This window comes from Nostoc sp., from assembly GCF_036917775.1.
Taxonomy (GTDB): Bacteria; Cyanobacteriota; Cyanobacteriia; order Cyanobacteriales; family Nostocaceae; genus Nostoc.
On sequence record NZ_JBALEQ010000083.1, the window covers coordinates 137,135 to 159,661 of the forward strand.

Consider the following 22,527-nt stretch of genomic DNA (forward strand, 5'->3'; position numbering starts at 1 on the left):
TGGTTATATTTTACTTTGGGTAGGCATCTTGCCTACCCTGTAATTTTGGTAGAAAATTTTGTTTTTACAAGAACGTTATCGTTTACTAAAACCAATTGGTAAAGGGGGATTCTGTAAAACCTTCCTCGCTGTAGATGAGGGTCAGTTTCCGCCAATTCCTTGCGTCGTTCAAGAATTATCGCAGGAATACGAGACATTTAAAACTTTTCAGCAAAAGGCGCAACACGTAGAGGAATTAGGGAAGCATCCGCAAATTCCCGCTTTATTAGCTTATTTTCAGCAGAATGGGCATTTTTATTTAGTGCAAGAGTTTATTGCAGGCACTAATTTAGCTCAGGTGGTTGAAGAAGAAGGGGCTTTTAATGAAACTCAGATTTGGCAACTTTTAGAAGATGTGTTACCAGTTTTCCAGTTTATTAGCGATTGCCACATCATCCACCGCAATATTAAACCCCAAAATATCATCCGTAGATCCCCAATTACCAAGAAAGGGAATTTCGTTATAGTCGATTTTAGCACTGCGAAAATCGTCACAGAAATTGATCGGCTAACATCTGAAAGCAGCATCGGCAGTCCAGAATACTCTGCACCAGAACAAACAAAGGGAAAAGCAGTTTTTGCTAGTGACTTATATAGCTTGGGTGTAACTTGTATTTACTTACTTACCCAGATTCCTCCCTTTGATTTATTTGATATTGCTAACGATTGTTGGGTTTGGCAACAATATCTTACTACTAAGGTTAGCAGTCGCCTAGCCCAAATCCTCGACAAGCTGCTACAAAATGCTGTTAACCGCCGCTTTCAATCGGCTGATGAAGCTATGCAAACAATGGGTATGGAATGTAAAACTCAAAATTTAAAATTACCAAACCCTCCTTGGCAATGCTTGCATACCCTAACTGTGCATTCCGGGACATTGAGTAGTGTAAATACCCTTGCCATCAGTCCTGACAGTCACACTTTAGCCAGTGGTGGTGATGACAAAAACATCAAATTGTGGGATTTAAATACTCAAAAAATCCTAGCTAGCTTATCAGGACATTCCCAAGCGGTAAAATCAGTCGCCTTTAGTCCAGATGGTCAAATTTTGGCAACAGCTAGCGACGATAAAACTATCAAATTGTGGCAGGTTGAGACATTAAAAGAAATCTGCACTTTATTAGGACACTCACACGCCGTAAAATCAGTTGCTTTCAGTCCAGATGGGCAGATTATCGCTAGTGGTAGCTGGGATAAGACAATCAAACTCTGGGATGTCAATACTGGCACAGAAATTTGCACCATAACCGGACATCAATTACAAGTAAATTCAGTAGCATTTAGTCCCCAAGGACAGCTTTTAGCTAGCGCAAGTTATGACCGAACAATTCGCCTGTGGCACATACCTGCATTAGGAAGAGGCAGGGGAGCAGGGAACAGGCTTGCCGTGACTTGTACTGAGCGCAGTCGAAGTAGCGTAGCCGAACGGGAGCAGGAAGATATGAATAGTGCTGAGTTAAAAAACCACTCACAAACAGCAGAGGACATTCCCCCTTTCCCCCTGCCCCCTGTCCCCTCCCCCTTTCCTCCTGCCCCCTTCTCCCTTATTCAAAACCGCCCATGCTATAGCTTGTTAAGCACCCTTTCGGGTCATACATGGGCGGTTTTGACAGTCGCGTTTAGTCCTGATGGTCAAACTTTGGCGACGGGTAGTGATGATAACACTATTAAATTGTGGCAGGTAAACACAGGTCAGCTAATTTGCACACTTGTAGGCCATTCTTGGTCTGTGGTGGCTGTGGCTTTTACTGCCGATGGCGAAACACTCCTAAGTGCAAGTTGCGACAAAACAGTTAAACTTTGGAGAGTAAGCACAGCAGAAGAGATTGTTACTCTCTCTGGTCATGTAGACACAGTATCTGCTGTTGCTGTGAGCAAAGTTAGACAATTAATTGCAAGTGGCAGCAGAGACAAGACTATCAAACTGTGGCAGCTTGTAGAACAGGACAATAGCTAATTTTGTAATATCAGGCGCTACCTGTGAAGGCAACTTCTGGAAATTTCAATTGAGCTTCTGCCATTGGACGGTTTCTGCCTTCCTCTTGCCAGTAGTTAATCACTTCTGTTGCTTTATTAAGCAACTCGACACGATCCACATCAGTAATCCAATGTTTGGACTCTAATTCCTTTTTTAACTCTTCCCAGGCATCATTTCTGGGCCAAAAAAAGTACTTAGTCAAGGGACTGGTGCCTTTGCCGACAATTTGATCGACTGCTAGAGCAACGTTTTCGTCTAACCACAGAATTTTTAAAATAAACTTGGTCAATCACACCTCCGGGAATTTCCGGGCATTACTGAACTAGGATAGCGATCGCTTATTTTAACGCAATACCCTATCAAATGACCAAACAGTGATGAGATTGGGCTAGCATAAGGTGTAGTCGGCGTTAACAAAAGATGCTCATGACTGCTCAACTGCCCCAATCTCAAATAACATCTGGTTCAGATTTGTATGAGCAAGACTTTTACCTGTGGATTCAAACCACAGCAGAACTGCTCAAGCAAGGTCGGCTTACAGAACTGGATTTAGAGAATTTGATTGATGAAATTGAAACAATGGGCAGGAGTGAAAAGAAAGCACTAAGAAGCAATTTGGAAGTGGTGCTGATGCACCTATTGAAGTATAAATATCAAGCCCAGAAGCGCTCTGGTAGTTGGCGAGCAACAATTCGTGAGCATCGTAAACGCCTCAGAGAAGCTCTAGAAGAAAGTCCTAGCCTCAAACCATATTTTGATGAGGTTTTTGGGCTATGTTATGACGATGCTAGACTCTTGGCTGCCGATGAAACGGAATTGCATTTGGCTACCTTCCCCGAACAATCTCCCTTCACACCAGAGCAAGCCCTCGACCCCGATTTTTTACCTGAGTCATGAGCGCATTATGATTAGTAAAATTCTTTTGCTTCCTACCCCATGACTCAACCAACTTCTGTAAAAGCGATCGCCATTTTCGATATTGATGGCGTTGTGCGCGATGTTAGCGGTTCCTATCGCCGAGCGATCGCAGATACCGTAGAATATTTTACTACCCAAGCATATCGCCCAACCCCACTAGATATTGACCAACTGAAGTCAGAAGGAGTGTGGAATAACGATTGGGAAGCATCGCAGGAATTAATTTATCGCTACTTTGAAACTCAAGGACAGACTCGTGAGCAACTGCAATTAGATTACAGTGCGATCGTTGCGTTTTTTCAATCGCGTTACCGTGGCTCAGACCCAAATAATTTTACAGGGTATATCTGTAATGAACCTTTATTATTACAACCTAGCTATTTAGAACAACTTACCCAAGCTGGGATTGCTTGGGGATTTTTCAGTGGTGCAACTCGTGCTTCCGCCAACTATGTCTTAGAAAAACGCCTGGGTTTGAAATCTCCGGTGTTGATTGCGATGGAAGATGCACCAGGAAAACCAGACCCCACTGGGCTTTTTGCTACAGTTCGTGAGTTAGATAATGGAATTGAGCAAAAATTAGCGATCGTGTATGTGGGAGATACGGTAGCAGATATGTATACCGTTGAGAAAGCGCGGAGTCTACATTCTGCTCACACTTGGATTGGTGTAGGAGTTTTACCACCCCACGTCCAGGAAACAGCAGCCCGTAGTGATGCTTATAGTCAGACATTAATAGCAGCAGGAGCAGCAGTAGTTTTGCGTAATGTGCAAGAATTGACTCCAAGACAAATTCAAGAATTGGTGAGTTCATCTCCCCAATCTGTGGTCTAAGATTAATCAAGCTAGGGGTGCATGAATAACTTGCTAATAACAATCTTGCTTTAATCATTGGGAGATTAATAAAAATGTCTGCATTTAAACTGCCTGATGGTCCTCAAACTCACCCTTGGGTACAGACGTATCAATGGCTGACTAATCCCTTAGAATACATGGAAGCCTGTGCTAAACGCTATGGTGATATCTTCACTCTTCGGATTGGCCCTGTTTTTACTCCCCAAGTATTTTTTAATAATCCCCAGGCGATTCAGCAGATTTTTACGACAGATCCAAAACAGTTGGACTCTGGCGAACAGGCGGGTATTAAATCGCCTTTATTAGGACGGCAATCATTATTAGCTCTAGAAGGTAAGCCTCACCAGCGCCAACGAAAGTTGTTGACACCCCCTTTTCATGGAGAAAGAATGCTGGCTTATGGTCAGTTAACCCGCGAGATTACAGAGCGAGTGATTAGTCAATGGCAAGTTGGGGAATCCTTTTCAGTTCTGCCATCTATGCAAGAAATCTCCTTAGAGGTGATTTTGAAAGCTGTATTTGGTCTAGCAGATGGGCCACGTTATGAAAAACTCAAGGAAGTGCTGCTGAAAATATTGAATCCACAGCAACCTTTTATTACGGCAATGATGCTTGTTTTTCCATCACTGCAAAGAGATTTAGGTTCTTGGAGTCCTTGGGGTATATTCCTGCGCTCGCGAGAGCAAATGGATGAACTCATATATGCTGAGATTCGCGATCGCAAAGAGCTACCTGACCCATCTCGAACTGATATCCTATCTTTGATGATGGCAGCTTGTGATGAAGAGGGGCAGTCGATGACTGATGTAGAGTTACGCGATGAGTTAATTACCCTCTTGGCGGCGGGCCACGAAACTACTGCAACTTCTTTAGCATGGGCTTTGTACTGGATTCATCATTTGCCAGAGGTGCGGGCAAAACTACTGCAAGAACTAGATAGCCTGGGCGAAAACCCCGATCCAAATGCTATTTTGCGTTTACCTTATTTGAGTGCTGTTTGTTCGGAAACTCTGCGCTTGTATCCAGTGGTATCGTTGGCATTAAATCGCTTGGTAAAATCCCCCCTAGAAATTATGGGCCATGAGTTGAATCCTGGTACTTTAGTGATTCCTTGCATTTATCTGACACATCATCGAGAAGATTTATATCCCCAGTCGAAGCAATTTAAGCCAGAGCGTTTTCTAGAACGGCAGTTTTCCACATCTGAGTATTTACCCTTTGGTGGCGGAAACCGTCGCTGTATTGGGATGGCATTTGCCCTGTTTGAGATGAAGGTAGTTTTGGCAACAGTGCTGTCTCGCTGGCAGATGGAACTGGCTGATACCAAACCAGTGCAGCCAGTGCGTAAGGGTTTCTTATTTAGCCCAGGAGGGGGTGTGCAGATGGTGGTGACTGGGAGACACCAGCAAAATCAGGAAGTCAGAGAGACTAGTTTTGTTTAGAAAGTCTGAAATCATATGACATAAGGTGAGAGTGATGTCTACGATGGGCTATGCCTATGCACAGCCCTGGATTTTATTTAAATTGAGAAAAATTCCTCGTGCCACTGTTTAGCAACTTTATCCCAACCAAAGGAATCTTTTAGAGATAATGCTTCCTGTCTCAGACTTTCTTGTTTCTCTGGATTTTTCAATAAGTCAATTACAGCTTCAATATAAGCATTATTTGTCTGTTCATCTCCAGCAGGCCCCTTAATTCTGACACCAGATTTAACAGTCTCATCTAAGCCGGCGTAAGTTGTTACTACAGGAACACAACCAGCCGCTTGAGCTTTCCAAGCACTAATACAGAAAATCTCAACAGCAGTATGACAAGGATAAACCCAGATTCCAGATTTAAATAATTCTTCAACTAACTGCTTGTGCCCAATTCTGCCATATTCATATACGTTTCTTTGCTCCAAAAGCTTCAAAATTTGCTTCTTTTTATCTGGTAATTCTGGAAATCTATTAATATAAGGTGAATTAATCAGCGCATCAATTCCTTGCCAACCATAGAAAATATGCAATTCAACATCAGGTACTTCTTGGATAATCTTGTCCCATTGAGTAAGTAAATGTTCAATGCCTCTTGTATAGTCACTAATCGAAATCAGTCTTTTGGGATTTCTAGAAATTCCTGTTAAATTAAAATCTTCTACATTAATACCATTAGTTGTCAAAAATATTTTTTCTTCAGGAATCCACTTTGGAAGTAGAGATTTATGGAAATTTGACAGCATAAACAGCTTGTCAAAACTTGCTAAAAATTCTGATTGCTGAGAATCTTCTACTGGAGGAAATAATTTAGGGTTGTCGTGCATCCAAATAGCAGTTTTTTTTGACTTTACTTTCATCATCATCGGTTGCGTCCAAGCCCGATGAAAGATTAAGGCATTAAAGTTATCTTGAGGATTAAATTTATCAACAGACTGATAAACTACACCATTATATTCCCCTTCCTTATCACCGCATCTATTAAAAACAGTAACCTGGTAGCCTAACTTAACTAATTCTTGGCTTAAGTAAATGACAGCTTCTTCGCTTCCTCCAATACCTTTATTCACAGATAAAGGAGACCAATTTTCTACATGAAATGGAAAATTGCAATAAATTACGATTGAGTTATTGTCCCAGTTCATATTATTTGAATCTTCCAAAATTACGACAACAAGATTGTATATTTAAATTCGATATGGCGAGCAAAGAAATCCCACATATCAAAAATATTTAATTTTGGGTAACTGACTGAGATAAAATTGTTAATGTGGAATTTTGATTTATGCAAACTTTTTCTATGACTGTTATCACATCATCAGCAAATAATTGTGCTGTTTTTTCACTTATTATAGGTTCTACATAAATAAAATTACAAAATAACTGCTCATTTAGCGTGAGAACACCTAACCAAAAACAATCACCACCAATATGGTTAGGAGTAGCAAAGTATAATTCTTTAACCTTTAGCTTATCGGATTTATATCGGAATTTGAATTTGCCTCTATTAGAAATTGAAAAAATATTATTTCTTCCCATAGTATTTTCTTTACCCAACATAAAGTTAATCACGATATCTCTGTCAAAATCACGTAATTTACTTTGTTGCAGTAGAGTTATATGGACACCGTTAATTAAAGAATCGTGTATTTTGGATTTACATTCTCTAGCTAAATCCCAAAAAATTGTATTATACTCAACTAACTGATTAAAAACCAGCACAGATATAAAACAACCTAGATTTTGGTCTGTGATTTCAGGATCACAATATTTCCTCAAATTTACAGGTAATCCATAGGATAAATTTATCTGTTTATCTATTGAAAGTAATTTTGCAGCAGTAAATAGCATTGCTGCACAAATAGCACCATGCACAGTTGTTTTTTCTTGTTTGCATTTTTCAATTAGTATCTTAGTCTTTTCTTGACTAAGCATTCGCGGTAGCATCCGAGTAAAACGTTCATTTGCAGATGCTTGATGTTCAATAATTAATTGGGGTGGTGGAGTAGGTTGTTCATTTGTAACTTGATAATTTTCAATTTTGTTTTGAGTGAGAATATTATAATTAATTAGATTTTCTATTGGAGCAAGAAAATCCAGGGGTTCTATATAATATATATCTTCTCCATCATTAATTTGCTGACAATAAACTAATAGATCATCAATAAAGCGCATACATGATATACCATCAACAATCCCATGATGAAAGGTAATAATCATTTCACAGGTATTTTGATGTTGTTCAGAATACAGAAGAGTTAAACGACAAAGAGGATTTTTACCTGCTGCAAATTTTGTATGTAGTTCTTTTTCAGCAACTTTAATCGCTTCATTCTCATCTTGCTTGTATATCACTTGCAGGGGAATTTCTGTTATTTCTTGCGATTGAAAATACAATCCATTGTCAGATTCAACAATGTAAACCTGGAGCATGGGATGACGATGTTGAACTAGTTTAAGAGCTTGTTTAACAATACCAGGTGTTAAGATACCTTCCATGTAAACAACATTTACAATTAGTCCACCTCCCACATCATGGCCTAGTGCCATCCACTTTTCTACTAAACCAAGTTTTCTGCTGAAAGATGTCATTATTAATTTTCTATGGTTTCAAAGCTTACCTAAATCTACGCAGTTGCTAAATTATCCAAAATTGATTTGTATCTAATATGTTAATTCTCTGATTACTGTTTCTGAGCCAAAACAGGCTTTCCTGTAGCAACAACCTGTTCCACAATATCAATGGCTCGACTTACACCCCCTGCTTTCTGAATTGCCTCTTGTAACCTGACTGCATTCTGTTTATAAGAATCTTCCGTCAACACCTTTTGGATAGCAGTTCGCAGTTTAGGAACATTCACACGACTTAGGGGTATGGCCTCACCAGCGCCAGCCCAAGCTACACGCGTTGCTACTCCTGGTTGATCGTTAGCAACGGGAATGGCAACCATTGGTACACCCTTATTTAAGGACTCCAAAGTAGTATTCATCCCTGCGTGGGTAATAGTGAGAGTTGCTTTTTGCAGCAATTCCAATTGGGGTGCATAACCAACAACCAGCGGATTTCCTGCTAAACTTCCCAAAGCCTCTGGAGTTGCAGAACCACCTAACGAAATCACTAGTTGGGCATCCAAACCATTACAGGCTTCGGCAATAGATTTGAAAACTCCCAATAGGCGATTTTGGACAGTCCCCATTGAAGCATAAATTAAGGGTTGTCCGGTTAATTTCTCATAAGGAAAATCAGGAACTTCCCGACCAGTTGGACTATGATAAGGGCCTGTGAAATGGAAGCACTGGGGCAAATCCTGCCTGGGAAATTCCAATTGGGCCGGCTGTTGACTAATTTGAGCTAGTAGAGAATAGTTTTCATTGGCACTAAAGTGTGGGGGTAACTTCCACTCTCGGCGATAGTCAGCTATTACTTCTCTAATTGGTTTGCCGATGCGATCTAACAACTTATAACCCACTTTGTTACGTAGTTGTGCCCACCAAGCTTGGTTATAGCTCCAATTTGTGATAAACGGGGGAACACTCTCTTCTCTATTAAGTACTACGGCACTGCAAACAGTAATAAAGGGAAGTCCTAAAAAGTCTGCAACACTTCCCCCCTCTGGCATAACTTGGTCTACTAAAAGCGCCTCTACACCCGCTTCTTTAATTGCTGGTGGTGCATCCCTGAGCATAACATCTGCCCCTTCTTTGAGCAGATTGACGGTATATTTCAATGCAGCAAGTCCACTCAACTTTCCCAACTTAGCCAAGGATTCTGACATTTCCCCAGAAGGAAACTGAGATTCGCCAATTGCCCGAAATTCTAATCCTGCGGCTAGTGTCTTTGGTTGAGCATCGGAAAAGGCGAATAGGGTAACTTGATGACCCCGATTTTGCAGTTCTTTTCCCAAGGGAAGCATAGTGTTGAGATGACCAGTTGATGCTGGACAAATCATTCCAAAATGAGTCATAGTTCCTGATTTTGGTTAATTACAATGATGTATACCAGAAAACAGCTAGATAGGCAAAGAAAAGAAATTTTTGCTGAGTTAGAAGTGCCTACTGGATTTTCAAGAATTTATCTAAAGCTGTAACTAGACTAGGAGGCCAACGGCGAATATTTTTTACCCAGTTGATATCCTTGTAGCGGCTATCAAGTCCATAAGCTGCTACCCAGTTACTTTCGGCTTCACCTTGTTCTCCATTTACCCAATATGCAGCGGTGAGGGCGGCACGCACATCAGCAAATTTGGAGTATTTACGGGCAATATTTCGCATCTCACGGATTGCTTGCTCTTTTTGACCTGTTTCATAAAGAGCGAGGGCGTAATTGGCACGGGCGAAGGCAAAATTTGGGGCGATCTCATTAGATTTTTTGTAGTCTGCGATCGCATCTTCCCATTTCCCTAAACCTGTTTTGGCATTTCCGCGATTGTTATACGCCATCGCATCGTTAGGATCTAGTTCTAGGACATGATTATAATCTGCGATCGCATCGTCCCATTTTCCCATCCCTTCCAACGCCGCCCCCCGATTCAAATAAGGATCGGTGACATTCGGCGCTAGTTCTATCGCTTTGTTATAATCTGCGATCGCCTCTTTTAATTTATTCTGACTCACCCGCGAATTTCCCCGGTTACTCCACGCCCCTGCATTCGTCGGAAATTGCTCAATAATCTTTGTCCAATAAGTTTCAGCCGTCGCAAAATCACCTTGATTCGTCGCTGCAAAGGCTTGATTTGCCCACTCATCACCTTGTTTTAACTGTTCTTGAGTAATGGGCGGTTGAGATTGTGCCATAACTGGAGTAGCCCAGCCAAACACAAGTAACAGACTGAGAAAAATACTAATCAACTTAATCATCTAGGTTTACCTGTTTATCTTGAGGGGAATGGGGAATAGGGAATGGGGAATGGGGAATGGAGTTCAAAGACTCGTAAAGACTCATTCACGAGTATTAAAGACTCGTCGGCGAGTGTTAAAGACTCATTCACTAGTATTAAAGACTCGTCAGCGAGTATTAAAGACTCATTCACGAGTATCAAAGACTCGTCAGCGAGTGTTAAAGACTCATTCACGAGTATCAAAGACTCATCCCCTATTCCCCATTCCCCATTCCCTATTCCCCATAATTACAATAATGACAACTGTTCATTAGGCGGCGTGAATCCCAAATGCTTATATGCTGCTTTTGTCGCCATCCTGCCGCGATGAGTCCGAGTTAAATACCCAATCTGCATGAGATAAGGTTCGTACACCTCTTCAATTGTTTGGGTATCCTCACCCGTCGCTGCTGCCATTGTTTCCAAGCCCACTGGCCCGCCGTTAAATTGTTCAATGATTACACTTAGCATCTGGCGGTCTGTCCAATCTAAACCGCAAGGATCTACTTGGAATAGTTGCAATGCCTCAGATGCAATACTTTCATTAATCTCACCTGATATTTTTACTTCCGCATAATCACGCACACGTTTTAGTAGCCTATTAGCAATCCGTGGTGTTCCGCGTGAACGACGGGCAATTTCTGTGGCACCATCTTCTGTAATAGGGGTTTTGAGTAATTGAGCGGTTCGCAGTACAATTTGAGTCAATTCATCAACTTCGTAAAATCGGAGTTTTTGAATTAAGCCGAAGCGATCGCGCAGTGGTGAAGTTAAAGCACCGACACGGGTTGTAGCACCCACTAAGGTAAACTTTGACAAAGGCAAGCTTCTAATCCGAGCGCTAGAACCCTTACCAATAGTAATATCTAAGCGATAATCTTCCATCGCCGGGTAGAGAATTTCCTCTGTCATCCGCGAGAGGCGATGAATTTCATCCACAAATAAAATATCCCCAGGCTTCATGTTCACCAGTAACCCGACAATATCCCGTGGACGTTCTAGGGCTGGCGCACTGGTAATTTTGTAATTTACCCCCATTTCCGATGCTAAAATCATTGCCATTGTGGTTTTGCCCAATCCCGGCGGCCCGTACAACAACAAATGATCCAGCACCTCACCACGAGACTTGGCTGCTTTGATGGCAATATCTAGTACATCCTTTAAATCTTTTTGCCCAATGTAATCAGCAAATCGGTGTGGTCGAATACCCTCTTCCTGCTGTTCTTGTTCATCAATAGCAGCTTCAGGCTTCAAAATATTTTCTGTGGATGGTGCTTTCACCGACTCTCGAAGCTGTTTTGGTTCTCCATTGGGTTCTGGAGGCTGTTTTTTCGAGGAGATTATCGCCATAATTCAGCTATCTACTTTTAAGGGACTAGGGAGTGGGGAGTGGGGAGAGCAGGGGGACAAGGGGACAAGGGGACTTGTGAGAACTTGCAACAAGTCTTTCCCCTTGTCCCCAATTCTCCTTGTCCCCAAGTCCTCTTGCCCATGCCCCATGCCTAATGCCCCATACCCAATACGTGAAAATTTTCGTTTGGAAATACCCGCGCCAATTTAAAATTTAAATTCCGGTCAATTACCCAGAAGTACAAAAGTTATTATGTTATCTAAAAGAATCTTACCGTGCTTAGATGTGAAGGCGGGACGGGTTGTAAAAGGAGTTAACTTTGTCAATCTCCAAGATGCAGGCGATCCGGTAGAGTTGGCCAAGGTTTACAACGAAGCCGGTGCTGATGAGTTAGTATTTCTGGATATTACAGCTACTCATGAAGACCGAGCTACAATTTTAGATGTGGTCTACCGGACTGCCGAACAGGTCTTTATTCCATTGACTGTGGGTGGTGGCATTCAATCCTTAGAAAATGTTAAAGCTTTGTTACGAGCCGGCGCAGATAAGGTTAGTATTAATTCTGCGGCGGTACGTGATCCAGACTTGATTAATCGGGCAAGCGATCGCTTTGGTAATCAGTGCATAGTTGTTGCAATTGATGCCAGACGCAGAAATAACCCGGAGAATCCAGGTTGGGATGTGTATGTGCGGGGTGGCAGGGAAAATACAGGCTTAGATGCCCTATTGTGGGCACAAGAAGTTGAAAAACGGGGGGCCGGAGAAATACTTGTTACAAGTATGGATGCTGATGGAACCCAAGCTGGGTATGACATCGAGATCACACGGGCAATTGCTGATTCTGTAGAAATCCCAGTCATTGCTTCTGGTGGTGCCGGTAATTGTGAACACATCTACACTGCTTTAACTGAAGGCAAAGCTGAAGCAGCATTACTCGCATCTTTGTTACATTACGGGCAATTGAGCGTAGCAGAAATCAAAAATTATTTGCGCGATCGCAATGTACCAGTAAGAACATTATCTTGATCCACAAATCACCTGTTAATGACATCTATCTGAGGTTAGACACACTTCTTAAAAAGGGTGTTAATATTATTTTACAAGTATTAACAAATATTAAAAAATATGTTGCTTCCTATTTTACTTTTTGATGTAGCTTTGGTAGCGTGGTCGCTGCACTTAATGGAAAAAGCCTACGAGAGTAAAGAATTTTCTCTCATGTTGGCTGGTACATTGGTTGCCCTAGCTGCTGCTGCCATGTTAGTAGTTTACTTTTTGATGGGGCACTGTATGACCTACTTGTTGCAAGTGTCGTTGTGAGTATCTAGTGGTAGAGGAGATATTTAAAATTTAGTTTTCATAAAAAGCTTGACAATGTACTACAATTAAGTGATTATGTATAATGGATTTTAAGGGGTTATAGCGCAGTTGGTAGCGCACCTCAATGGCATTGAGGGGGTCAGCGGTTCGAATCCGCTTAGCTCCATTCTTAAGTCCCTAATCATCTTAGTAAATTAAGAGGGTTAGGGAAATTTTTTATGATGTTTATTTGCTGTCTACCGAACCAGTCTTAAAAGTGGGAATGATAGAGACTGTCATGGGTTTCTCTCTCAACTTCATATTATCAGTAGACTTCTTGCAGAAGTGGGGAAAGGGATGAAATTTCCCCTTACCCTTTACCCTTTCCCCAAGATCTTGGCATTTGTTACTTTTGCAAGAAGTCTAGTATCAATGATTTGTGCAATGCCTCGGCCATTTCAAGTTCTAAACTCGACACTTGGCTTTCAGACCCTCAACTACGGCTATATTAACCTTGCAACCATATCAATAAATAGATGCTTGCACACTAAAGATAGCCATCTATGGTATAGAAATGTATAGAATCTTGTATAGATATAAAATATAGTTGTTAAATGCACACATTTCTAGCTTCTTCCTCAATGCAGCTGTCTATACCACCAAATCACTTTCAGTCAATGAAGATTGTCGCACTGGGGGACAGCTTAATTTATGGATTCGGCGACCCGGAAAAAGGAGGCTGGATCGAGCAACTACGGCGATGGTGGATGTTGCCGGATAGTGCGGGTCATGTTCTTTATAATTTAGGGGTAAGAGGCGATCGCACGCAACAAGTAGCACAAAGGCTAGAAGTAGAATTTCGCCACCGAGGTGAACTGCGAAATCGTGTCCCCGACTTGATTATTTTATCCGTAGGTGTGAATGACTCAGCGCGGTTAGCGCGTCCCGATGGTCGCAATTATACAGATTTTACATTGTTTGAAAAAGAAATTGCAACTCTTTTAGATTTAGCACAGCAACTTTGTCCGGTGTTATTTGTGGGCATGGTGCCAGTAGATGAAGCCAAGATGCCATTTTTAGATTGTTTTTACTATAATCATGTCGATCAGTACCGCTACAAAGAAGCAACTCGAATTGCTTGCAGCAAACGCCAGATTCCCTATTTAGATATTTTTGAGCAATGGATGGAACGCGGTGAAAATTGGCGGCTCAAACGTTTAAGTGAAGATGGTCTTCATCCCAATACACTCGGTTATCAAGCTTTGTTAGAAGATGTGATAAATTGGGATGCAATACATTCAGTAGGCTTTGCCAATGCAGCTTACCACTCTCAATTTAATTATCATCTTAAACAATCCTAATTAATATAGATATGTTGGTGCTTTGAAATTAGCCAAGATTTTCATATTTGCCATGTTCGCAAAAAGCACCACAATCTTACTAATTTTTTAATGAAGCGAGTCAAAATCCATCTATAAAAACTCTAATTTCTCTATATTATTCATTACTCCTAACTCCTAACTCAGCACTCAGCACTCCTATGACACCAACTTTATTTGGTCGTTGGCAAACTCGATTATTATTACTTGCAACTGTGGGTGTACTTGTATCTCTGCCTTTTGCAATGGGTTGGATTGGCCCTGGTGCTAACTCGGTTTATTTTTGGATACTTCTTTATGTTGCTGTATTTGGCTTAGGTTGGGATGTGCTTTATAACTATCTCCAAAAATCCCGATGGGACAGGGATTGGCCAGCAGCTTATCAACTTTTAGCTGGTATATGGGAATTAGTATTTGTGTTCTGTGGAGTAAAACTGTTTGGTTTTTTACCAATACCTTTACCGAAAGAAGAATTACCGTTAACAGTTTTTCTACTGCACTATAGCATCGTGTGGCTAGCAGTTTTTATTAGTTCCCAAAGCCTGATGCGAATTATTTTCCTTCGTTGGCGTTTTCGGGGTGGTGAATGGTTGTAAATTGAAGAGGGTCTTGTAGAGAATGAATAAGAGTTTTAGAGAGTTATTGCATAAATGTTATTGTTATGCAAAGACATCGGTTTGTAAAAATTAAACTAATACAGCGTTTTTCAGGTAAATCAAGCACACAGATAGGGGCACAGTACTGCTGTGCCCTTAAAATCATCTGTACCTTATAAAGATTGCAATCTGCTATATGTGGCGATTTCAGTTTGGATGCAATATGTTGTATTGATACAAAGTTGTATCCGTTTTTACGAACAATAGGGCAGTTGTTATCAAATTAAAAGCAGCTATCTTAATATTTCTAAAATTAGCACTTGTGCTGATGTAGTCATCTATGAGAAAAACAGGACAAGCTTTGGAGTCTGAAAAGATTTTTCAATGCAGAGACGCATATTAAGGAAATGCAATGTCAAATTTTGATCTAGTTATTCAGCTATTTTTGCAACTTACAGTTATTTTAGCCACTTGTCGCATCATCACGATTTTAGGACGGCGCTATCTTGGTCAAACCGATGTTGTTTGCGAAATGATTGCAGGTGTAATGCTAGGGCCATCACTTTTGGGATTGATTGCACCAGATTTTCAGCAATGGCTTTTTCCTAAGCTTCCCATCATCACGGCTGTAGGACTCAAGATACCCAATCCATCGATGTCGATTTTATATGCTATCAGCCAGATTGGGTTAGTAATTTATATGTTTTTAATTGGTTTAGAGTTCAACACTAAACTCTTAAAACATCATATCAAAAGTGCAAGTCTGCTATCTGCTGCTGGAATTATCACTCCTTTTATTTTAGGAGCGATCGCATCTTTTTGGTTGTATCACAATGGCGATTTCTTTCAACCAAAGGTAACACCTTGGTCAGCCGCTTTGTATCTAGGTGCGTCGATGACAATTACAGCATTTCCGATGTTAGCTCGCATTCTTTACGAACGCGGTCTTGCACAAACCCGCTTTGGGACTTTGGCTTTAGGTGCAGCATCGGTAGATGATGGAGTTGCTTGGTGTTTGCTAGCCATCGTCCTTGCTAGCGTGAAAAATTCTTTGAGCATTGCCATATTAGCAATTGGTGGTGGTATTTGCTACGTGCTATTTGCGATTTTTCTCGGTCAACCTCTACTGAGAGTGTTCACACGGATGACAAAACGCGATGCAGGTGTGAACAGACAAACTCTGACTTTGATGTTGATAATTTTGATGTTTTGTGCATGGTTTACCGATATTACAGGCATCTATGCAATATTCGGTGCTTTCGTGCTGGGAGCAGTAACACCACGCGGAGAATTCGCCCAACAAATTCGCCAATATACTGAGTTTTTAACTACTTCTTTTTTACTACCGATATTTTTTGTTTTCTCTGGACTGAACACTCAAATTGGATTGGTAAACACGCCTACTTTGTGGGGAATTACGCTGTTAATTATTGTGATCGCAATTATTGGTAAAGGTGTCGCTTGTATGTTGGCTGCAAGGTTAGCCGGGGAAAATTGGCGTGAATCTGCAACTATTGGCGCTCTCATGAATGCTCGTGGTTTAATGGAGTTAATCATCCTTAATATTGGTCTTGAACAAGGTATAATTACCCCGACTTTATTCACTATAATGGTTATTATGGCAGTCATTACTACACTCATGGCATCACCACTGATTGCTTTTTTATTGCATGGTACAAGCTATGATAAGTCTTCTGCTTAAGCAAAGATAAATATAAAATTAAGTACCAATTAACTGATATTAGTTACATCGGAGTTGGGTAAAATTATCCGCTTAGACTCTAAGCTATAACGGCTAATTTGTTTGTGACAGTTTTTAAAGAATACTACGAAAGCACACCAATTATCTATTTTTTGGATCGGCAATTCGGAAGTTATTCTAAATTTATCTCCAAAAATCATCAAAATTAATTTTTCACCTCTTCAAGTGCATCCTTTCAGTAATTGACATTACAACTAAGTGCAAATTAATCTTGATTGTATCTAATGAACTTGGGCTTTTCAGGACCTTTAAAGATTTATCTTAGAGAAACCAGATAGTGAATTGTGAGGAAACCATGCACATAGTTATTCTCGTTCTGGTTGAAGTACTGATTATTATTGGACTTTCACGACTAGTAGGGCTAGCATTCCGTTCCATTAAGCAACCTCTGGTAATTGGTGAGATTGTTGCCGGGATAATGCTCGGCCCATCTTTATTTGGTTTAGTTGCTCCCCATTTAGCAGTTACGTTGTTTCCACCAGAAACTATTCCTTTTTTAAATGTTTTGTCTCAGGTGGGACTAATATTTTTCATGTTTCTGATTGGGCTAGAGCTAAATCCAAAATATCTGAGTGGGCAATTAGAAGTAGCTGTTTTAACTTCTCATGTCAGCATTTTAGTGCCGTTTTCCTTGGGAACATTGCTAGCTGCGATCCTTTACCCGCTAGTTTCCAATGCAAGTGTATCCTTCACCGCCTTTGCCTTGTTTTTGGGGGCGGCAATGTCAATTACTGCCTTTCCAGTGTTGGCGCGAATCATTACTGAAAACAATTTACAAGGAACACGTTTAGGAACCTTGGCGCTAACTTGTGCAGCCGTGGATGATGTAACAGCTTGGTGTCTCTTGGCAGTTGCGATCGCAGTGGCGCGAACTGGTGACTTTGCTGGTGCCATACCCACAATTATCGCCAGCATCGTTTACATCGGCTTGATGTTGACGGCGGGACGTTGGTTCCTCCAACGCCTTGCTAAACACTACCTCCGTGCAGGACGACTCAGCCAATTGCTGCTAGCTGGGATTTATATGGGTGTCGTTGCGTCGGCATTAATTACCGAACTAATTGGGATTCACTTAATTTTTGGGGCATTTTTACTGGGAGCAGCAATGCCCAAAAATGAGGATTTAGTGCGGGAACTGGCAGTAAAAACCGAAGATTTTGTTTTGATATTCTTGCTACCCATATTTTTTGCCTACAGTGGCTTAAAGACACAGATTGGTTTGCTCAACCGTCCAGAATTGTGGCTTTTGTGTGCGTTGGTTTTAGGAGTAGCGATCGCAGGCAAATATGTTGGCACTTATGTCGCAGCCCGTGTTAGTGGCATTAGTAAACGGGAAGCCTCGGCACTCGGTTGGTTAATGAATACTCGCGGTTTAACCGAACTGATAGTACTAAACATTGGTCTAGAGTTAGGGGTAATTTCCCCCTTAATATTTACCATGCTGGTAATTATGGCATTGGTAACTACATTCATGACCTCGCCATTGCTGGAATGGACATATCCGAAGAAGCTAATCAGGTTAGATATGGTGGAACCGGAGTCGGAAGCAGAAACAGGTATAGATACTTCTGCTGGAGGTGAAACTTACCCTCATCCTTTCCGAATTTTGGTGCCAGTGGCTAATCCAAGTACGCAAAAAGGTTTAGTACAGTTGGCAGTAGCCTTGGCACAGCCAGCCGTCGGTGTGGCTCTCAATTACCGATATCCTGCCGTAGTTAACCCCCTTAGCCTGATTGAATTTCAAGAAGACTATGCCTTTGAAAGTACCCCAGTTGAAGCAGACCGATTAATCGCCCAGCGCCGCCGCCAACTAGAAGAATTGATTAATACTCTCGAACCACCAGAAACTCGTTCTTGTGTGCATCCTATCGTTCGCATCTCCAGCAACGTTGCCCGTGAAACAGCACAGATTGCCACATTAGAACAAGTTGATTTAATTCTTGTAGGCTGGCATCGGCCAGCTTTTAGTAGTAATCGTTTAGGTGGACGAGTCGGACAAATGCTTACCACCGCACCAGTAGATGTAGCAGTATTTGTAGATAAAGGCAAAGAGCGATTAGAGAGTTTACTCGTACCTTATTCTGCAAATATCCATGATGATTTAGCACTAATACTAGCTTTAAGACTGCTCATCAATAGTGAGACTTGTATATTGCAAATATTACAGATAGCAGCAAATCATACTAGAGAAGAATTGAGTTACGAACTGCACACGATGATGGAGCAATTACCCACCAGTGTCCGCGATCGCATTGAAATTAAAATTGTCGAAGCCCCAGAACCAATCCAAGCCGTAATTCAAGCCTCAGAAGGTGTTGACTTAACTATTGCTGGCACCAGCCGTACTTGGGGTATCGAACGCCAAACCTTGGGAAGATATACAGATCAATTAGCTATCCAATGTCGTTCTTCCCTGTTAATTACCCGCCGCTACAGTCAAGTTACCGCTCACCTTGCCTCTATGCTGCCTGAAGTTAGTAGTCAAGAGCCAACATTGAGGAATTGAAATTATGAATCATTTCCAGTTCAAATCTTTGGCTTTTTACGGAGTAGCAATAATTTCAGTACTAGTGTTGTTTAAAACTGTAAGCGTTTACGGGGAAAACAATCTTAAGGCTCCTCCGCCAGTGAACGGTAGATATCGTCTAACCCTGTCAGAGAATTTGCCGAACTGTGAAAAATCGGATACTCTAACGTTAAACATTCAGCAGTCGGGTATTTACTTAAATGCCTCTGTATTACCGGCAAACGCTAACGCCGATACTGACGAAAAGCACTCTCTGGCAGGCATCTTCCGAAATAAACAGTTAAATTTATCTGGAAAAGTTGGTAGATCAATCCTTTGTAATCTTCCTCGCCCCCAAAATGATCCTCTGAATTCAGTCACAATTCAAATGCAACCTGTGGATAAAGGTAATATGACTGGTCAATTAACCATAAATGGCATTCCACAAACCCTAAAATTTACTGCTGTGCCCGAAAAAGCTAATTGAATTGGGGGATGAGTAAAGACGCGATTCATCGCGTCTACGAGATTGGAAGCGCGAAGTAAACATCAATGTGAGCGCATTGTATGGGTTTTATGGAGCAGATAAAAAGAATGGATCAGGGACTAAAGACTAGGCAATTTTGCCAATGGCGCAAGCAGATATTTAACATCAGTCTATTGGGCTTTTGTGCAGCGATCGCCCTTGAAACTTGTACTACTGCTGCTACACCAGTAGCAAAGCTCGATAATTGGCGTTTTTCCCCAAAAACACAGCAACTCGAAATTAACCTTTCAGCAAACACAACCCCCCGTTATTTCTACTTAGTCCAACCCTCTCGGCTTGTTGTAGATTTACCGAATACCAAGTTGGGCAAAGTTACCACGCAACAAAATTATTCTGGAGCAATCAAAAGCATTCGCGTTTCTCAACTGAATGCAAATGACACACGCATTGTCTTAGATTTAGCGCCAGGGACTACTTTTAATCCTAAGCAAGTACAACTGCAACCAGTTTCCCGAAAAAACTCCACTCGCTGGGTATTACGTCCGGTTAGTTCTGGTAAAACTACTGCCGCGAAACCAATAAATTCCGCATCTTCACCTAAAAAACAACCTCAAACACCATATAAGTCACAGCCGCCTAGTAACCTACCTGTAACTACTACTAATTTACAAGCACCCTTACTCACAGTTCCGCCTATATCAAATGACTTACCTACAACAATTACTAATAACTCAGGGCAGCCTTTTGTCACCGTACCTCCCCTAAATCCGAATACATCCTCTCAACAACCTGCTTTGATTCTTCCACCTCCTTCTTTCCCAAATCAACCCGGTAACTTAAATAGTATTCCTCCTTCTGGCACGTCAGAATTTCCAGTTCCAACAATCCCCAATGTTTCCAATCCCCAGGTAATCGAGTTTGGCCAACCTTTACCCAAAACTAAATAAAAATTGGGGATTGGGCATTGGGGATTGGGCATGGAAAATCGAACCAATGCCCCATTTACTATGCGCCATGCCCTAATAATGTTGTGCTTTTAGCTATTACTGTCCTCCAACTAACTCCTTAACCTTGTTGATAATGCTCACTGGATCGATACCTTGATATGGGTACTGTTCCCACAAACCACCACAACCTTCTTTATGAGTTCCAAGATGGGCATATTTGGGAGTCAACCCCCGCTCTAGCAGCCAAGAACCGAAACGGCTGCCTAAGCCTGTTCGCCGGTTGAAGGCTTCTACTACAAGCACAAAAGGAGTATTACCAATTTTGGTAATCATTTCTTCGTCAATAACATTTAAAGTTGGTTTATTAATTAAACCAACGTCTAACCCTTCTTGCTTAAGACGCTCTACAGCATCAACAGCACGGTAGAGAGCATCGCCAAAACTAACGATGTAGCCTTGTGTTCCCTCTCTTACAACCTCGTCTTTACCGGGAACAAATTTGTAACCACTTCCAAATAAGTCATTGCCGTTGCTGTCCTGAATATTGGGCACTTTGGAACGGGTGGAGAAAATAAACCGCAGTCCCGGCTCAAAGAATATAGCTTCTACACAAGCTGTCATTTGATTAACATCTGCTGGAAAATACAACTGTGTTTCGTAGCCATCATCCAAGCCATTGTCGGCAAACATATTGTTCAAACCGAAGTGGCAGGTATTATCTGCCATGTCATCTATACCCGCATGGGAAAAGTGACACAGAACATTAGAATAGTTCAGCCGTGCCATTGTAATTTCTGAGATACACATTTCTAAGAAGGCGCTGAAAGTCGCAAAAATACCTTGCTTGCCCTTCTCCATCCCAAATCCAGCCGCAGCAGAGAAGTTGCTCCGTTCCATGATGCCGGAGGAAATAAATATTTCTGGGTATGTATCATGAATTTTTTTCAAACCACAGGAGCCTTCTAAGTCACTATCAATGACCTTGACTTTTTCTTTACGCTCCGCCTCACTTATGCGACTTAGGACACCCACCACAGCTTCACCAAACACATTGCGGTTAGCGCCCCATTTGTCGCTGGAACCCAGAAATGTATATGTTTGTTTGGGTTTCTCAATACTTTTAAGGTATTCGAGCGCCGCAGTTTGTCCACGAGATTCTAGATACTTAACTGCTAAATCTACAGAAATTACATCATGACCATGAGTGGAGCCTTCTAAACCTTCAATACCAGGACACATCGGGCGTTTATTGATAATAGCGATCGCTCCGGGAGTATTTACAGCTTCGCAAATACGACGGTATAAATCATCTAAGTCTTCGCCGTCTCCCTGAAGTACTTTCAAACCGTGTCCTTCTAAAGTTTTGGCGACACTGAAACCTGGTAAATATTTAGAAGGATGTCCAGCGATCGTTACATCATTGTCATCAATAATCAGTTTGACGTTGAGATGTTGAGCAACAGCCAAGCGAGCAGCTTCTGCATCGTTGCCTTCTTGCTGCGATCCATCAGAACCCAGACAGAAAACGGCCTTGCCTGGATTCGCCATTGCTACACCATTGATGTAAGGCCAAACATGGCCCAGGCGGCCAGAACTAAATTTCACACCAGGAGTTAGCCCTAATTCGGGGTGTCCTGGTAAATGGGAATGTGCTTGCCGATAATGTAAAAGTTGCTCCGCAGGTAAGTCACCATGCAACGTTGCCATCAGATATTGGGTGGCAACTCGATGTCCTGCTTCATCAAAGAAAATCGGTACAAATTGCTCCGATGCTCCCCGGAAAAAGGCATCGAGAATCATCACCTCTGGAACTGTATCATAAGGCCCACCAGTATGGCCACCCACTCCGCTAGCAGCGCCAGTCGCTGTAAAAAAGACGATCGCATCTCGGCAGAGTTGAATATTCGCTTTTAGAGTCTCTCGCTGTTCATCTGTGAGGCTGGAATTTGCTGGATTGAGCGCTAAAGGTTTGTAAGCACCGAGATCAATTGGAAATTGGGTATTAATAGTAGTCATGGTTTATTGATTGAATAAAAAACAATTTGAACAGACCGAATG

At 41.6% G+C, this 22,527-nt stretch carries 19 protein-coding genes and 1 tRNA gene; 13 read left to right on the plus strand and 7 right to left on the minus strand.

What is annotated here, in order from left to right:
- Window positions 1–58 precede the first annotated feature (58 nt).
- Window positions 59–1,996: a serine/threonine-protein kinase gene (locus V7K69_RS15905; RefSeq protein WP_335035942.1), complete on the plus strand. Its 1,938-nt coding sequence runs from the start codon at window positions 59–61 to the stop codon at window positions 1,994–1,996.
- Between the two features lie 10 nt (window positions 1,997–2,006).
- On the opposite strand, the gene V7K69_RS15910 is transcribed toward V7K69_RS15905, so the two are convergent.
- Window positions 2,007–2,306, minus strand: coding sequence for a 30S ribosomal protein PSRP-3 (locus V7K69_RS15910; protein WP_069071048.1), 300 nt, complete (start codon window positions 2,304–2,306; stop codon window positions 2,007–2,009).
- 137 nt (window positions 2,307–2,443) lie between these two features.
- Between V7K69_RS15910 and V7K69_RS15915 the strand changes: the two genes are divergently transcribed.
- From V7K69_RS15915 to V7K69_RS15925, 3 genes are all read left to right on the plus strand, one after another.
- Window positions 2,444–2,914 (plus strand): DUF29 domain-containing protein, encoded by a 471-nt coding sequence (locus V7K69_RS15915; protein ID WP_335035945.1) that lies wholly within the window; start codon window positions 2,444–2,446, stop codon window positions 2,912–2,914.
- Between the two features lie 39 nt (window positions 2,915–2,953).
- On the plus strand, window positions 2,954–3,769 hold the full coding sequence (locus V7K69_RS15920) for a TIGR01548 family HAD-type hydrolase (protein WP_335035947.1): 816 nt from the start codon (window positions 2,954–2,956) through the stop codon (window positions 3,767–3,769).
- Window positions 3,770–3,843: 74 nt separating this feature from the next.
- Window positions 3,844–5,232: a cytochrome P450 gene (locus V7K69_RS15925; RefSeq protein WP_335035949.1), complete on the plus strand. Its 1,389-nt coding sequence runs from the start codon at window positions 3,844–3,846 to the stop codon at window positions 5,230–5,232.
- Between the two features lie 77 nt (window positions 5,233–5,309).
- Here the strand turns inward: V7K69_RS15925 and V7K69_RS15930 are convergent, their stop codons facing one another.
- From V7K69_RS15930 to ruvB, 5 genes are all read right to left on the minus strand, one after another.
- Window positions 5,310–6,410, minus strand: a complete 1,101-nt coding sequence (locus V7K69_RS15930) for a glycosyltransferase family 4 protein (RefSeq protein ID WP_335035951.1) — start codon at window positions 6,408–6,410, stop codon at window positions 5,310–5,312.
- Window positions 6,411–6,498: 88 nt separating this feature from the next.
- A complete protein-coding gene (locus tag V7K69_RS15935) occupies window positions 6,499–7,857 on the minus strand; it encodes a condensation domain-containing protein (protein WP_335035953.1) in 1,359 nt (452 codons plus the stop codon).
- Between the two features lie 92 nt (window positions 7,858–7,949).
- Window positions 7,950–9,230, minus strand: coding sequence for a glycosyltransferase (locus tag V7K69_RS15940; RefSeq protein WP_335035955.1), 1,281 nt, complete (start codon window positions 9,228–9,230; stop codon window positions 7,950–7,952).
- Between the two features lie 88 nt (window positions 9,231–9,318).
- On the minus strand, window positions 9,319–10,122 hold the full coding sequence (locus V7K69_RS15945; RefSeq protein ID WP_335035957.1) for a tetratricopeptide repeat protein: 804 nt from the start codon (window positions 10,120–10,122) through the stop codon (window positions 9,319–9,321).
- Window positions 10,123–10,391: 269 nt separating this feature from the next.
- Window positions 10,392–11,492, minus strand: a complete 1,101-nt coding sequence (gene ruvB / locus V7K69_RS15950) for a Holliday junction branch migration DNA helicase RuvB (protein ID WP_109011909.1) — start codon at window positions 11,490–11,492, stop codon at window positions 10,392–10,394.
- Between the two features lie 253 nt (window positions 11,493–11,745).
- Here ruvB and hisF point away from each other — a divergent pair, with 253 nt between their 5' ends.
- From hisF to V7K69_RS15995, 9 genes are all read left to right on the plus strand, one after another.
- Entirely contained in the window at window positions 11,746–12,519 is a 774-nt protein-coding gene (hisF, locus tag V7K69_RS15955; protein ID WP_335035962.1) for an imidazole glycerol phosphate synthase subunit HisF, read from the plus strand.
- Window positions 12,520–12,618: 99 nt separating this feature from the next.
- Window positions 12,619–12,813: a hypothetical protein gene (locus tag V7K69_RS15960; protein WP_012410736.1), complete on the plus strand. Its 195-nt coding sequence runs from the start codon at window positions 12,619–12,621 to the stop codon at window positions 12,811–12,813.
- A 93-nt stretch (window positions 12,814–12,906) separates the two neighbouring features.
- Window positions 12,907–12,979 (plus strand) — tRNA-Ala (locus tag V7K69_RS15965).
- A 427-nt stretch (window positions 12,980–13,406) separates the two neighbouring features.
- Window positions 13,407–14,153 carry a GDSL-type esterase/lipase family protein gene (locus tag V7K69_RS15970; RefSeq protein WP_442936148.1) on the plus strand — a complete coding sequence of 249 codons (747 nt, stop codon included), beginning with the start codon at window positions 13,407–13,409 and terminating at the stop codon, window positions 14,151–14,153.
- 179 nt (window positions 14,154–14,332) lie between these two features.
- Window positions 14,333–14,767 (plus strand): hypothetical protein, encoded by a 435-nt coding sequence (locus V7K69_RS15975; RefSeq protein WP_335035967.1) that lies wholly within the window; start codon window positions 14,333–14,335, stop codon window positions 14,765–14,767.
- Window positions 14,768–15,179: 412 nt separating this feature from the next.
- The gene (locus V7K69_RS15980; RefSeq protein ID WP_335035969.1) at window positions 15,180–16,469 is read left to right on the plus strand and encodes a cation:proton antiporter; all 1,290 of its coding nucleotides are present in this window, start codon (window positions 15,180–15,182) and stop codon (window positions 16,467–16,469) included.
- Window positions 16,470–16,824: 355 nt separating this feature from the next.
- Window positions 16,825–19,035, plus strand: coding sequence for a cation:proton antiporter (locus tag V7K69_RS15985; RefSeq protein WP_335035971.1), 2,211 nt, complete (start codon window positions 16,825–16,827; stop codon window positions 19,033–19,035).
- Between the two features lie 4 nt (window positions 19,036–19,039).
- The gene (locus V7K69_RS15990; RefSeq protein ID WP_335035973.1) at window positions 19,040–19,522 is read left to right on the plus strand and encodes a hypothetical protein; all 483 of its coding nucleotides are present in this window, start codon (window positions 19,040–19,042) and stop codon (window positions 19,520–19,522) included.
- Window positions 19,523–19,629: 107 nt separating this feature from the next.
- Complete coding sequence (locus tag V7K69_RS15995; RefSeq protein ID WP_335035975.1) at window positions 19,630–20,469, plus strand: AMIN domain-containing protein; 840 nt, start codon at window positions 19,630–19,632, stop codon at window positions 20,467–20,469.
- Between the two features lie 96 nt (window positions 20,470–20,565).
- Here V7K69_RS15995 and V7K69_RS16000 read toward each other — a convergent pair whose 3' ends face one another.
- Window positions 20,566–22,485: a transketolase C-terminal domain-containing protein gene (locus V7K69_RS16000; protein WP_335035977.1), complete on the minus strand. Its 1,920-nt coding sequence runs from the start codon at window positions 22,483–22,485 to the stop codon at window positions 20,566–20,568.
- Window positions 22,486–22,527 lie beyond the last annotated feature (42 nt).

Coding starts and splice junctions, on each gene's coding strand:
- V7K69_RS15970 (WP_442936148.1), top strand. CDS start 13,407: ATGCACACATTTCTAGCTTCTTCCTCAATGCAGCTGTCTATACCACCA.
- V7K69_RS15980 (WP_335035969.1), top strand. CDS start 15,180: ATGTCAAATTTTGATCTAGTTATTCAGCTATTTTTGCAACTTACAGTT.
- V7K69_RS15985 (WP_335035971.1), top strand. CDS start 16,825: ATGCACATAGTTATTCTCGTTCTGGTTGAAGTACTGATTATTATTGGA.
- ruvB (WP_109011909.1), bottom strand. CDS start 11,492: ATGGCGATAATCTCCTCGAAAAAACAGCCTCCAGAACCCAATGGAGAA.
- V7K69_RS15995 (WP_335035975.1), top strand. CDS start 19,630: ATGGATCAGGGACTAAAGACTAGGCAATTTTGCCAATGGCGCAAGCAG.
- V7K69_RS15975 (WP_335035967.1), top strand. CDS start 14,333: ATGACACCAACTTTATTTGGTCGTTGGCAAACTCGATTATTATTACTT.
- V7K69_RS15990 (WP_335035973.1), top strand. CDS start 19,040: ATGAATCATTTCCAGTTCAAATCTTTGGCTTTTTACGGAGTAGCAATA.
- V7K69_RS15935 (WP_335035953.1), bottom strand. CDS start 7,857: ATGACATCTTTCAGCAGAAAACTTGGTTTAGTAGAAAAGTGGATGGCA.
- hisF (WP_335035962.1), top strand. CDS start 11,746: ATGTTATCTAAAAGAATCTTACCGTGCTTAGATGTGAAGGCGGGACGG.
- V7K69_RS15945 (WP_335035957.1), bottom strand. CDS start 10,122: ATGATTAAGTTGATTAGTATTTTTCTCAGTCTGTTACTTGTGTTTGGC.
- V7K69_RS16000 (WP_335035977.1), bottom strand. CDS start 22,485: ATGACTACTATTAATACCCAATTTCCAATTGATCTCGGTGCTTACAAA.
- V7K69_RS15960 (WP_012410736.1), top strand. CDS start 12,619: ATGTTGCTTCCTATTTTACTTTTTGATGTAGCTTTGGTAGCGTGGTCG.
- V7K69_RS15940 (WP_335035955.1), bottom strand. CDS start 9,230: ATGACTCATTTTGGAATGATTTGTCCAGCATCAACTGGTCATCTCAAC.
- V7K69_RS15920 (WP_335035947.1), top strand. CDS start 2,954: ATGACTCAACCAACTTCTGTAAAAGCGATCGCCATTTTCGATATTGAT.
- V7K69_RS15930 (WP_335035951.1), bottom strand. CDS start 6,410: ATGAACTGGGACAATAACTCAATCGTAATTTATTGCAATTTTCCATTT.
- V7K69_RS15925 (WP_335035949.1), top strand. CDS start 3,844: ATGTCTGCATTTAAACTGCCTGATGGTCCTCAAACTCACCCTTGGGTA.
- V7K69_RS15915 (WP_335035945.1), top strand. CDS start 2,444: ATGACTGCTCAACTGCCCCAATCTCAAATAACATCTGGTTCAGATTTG.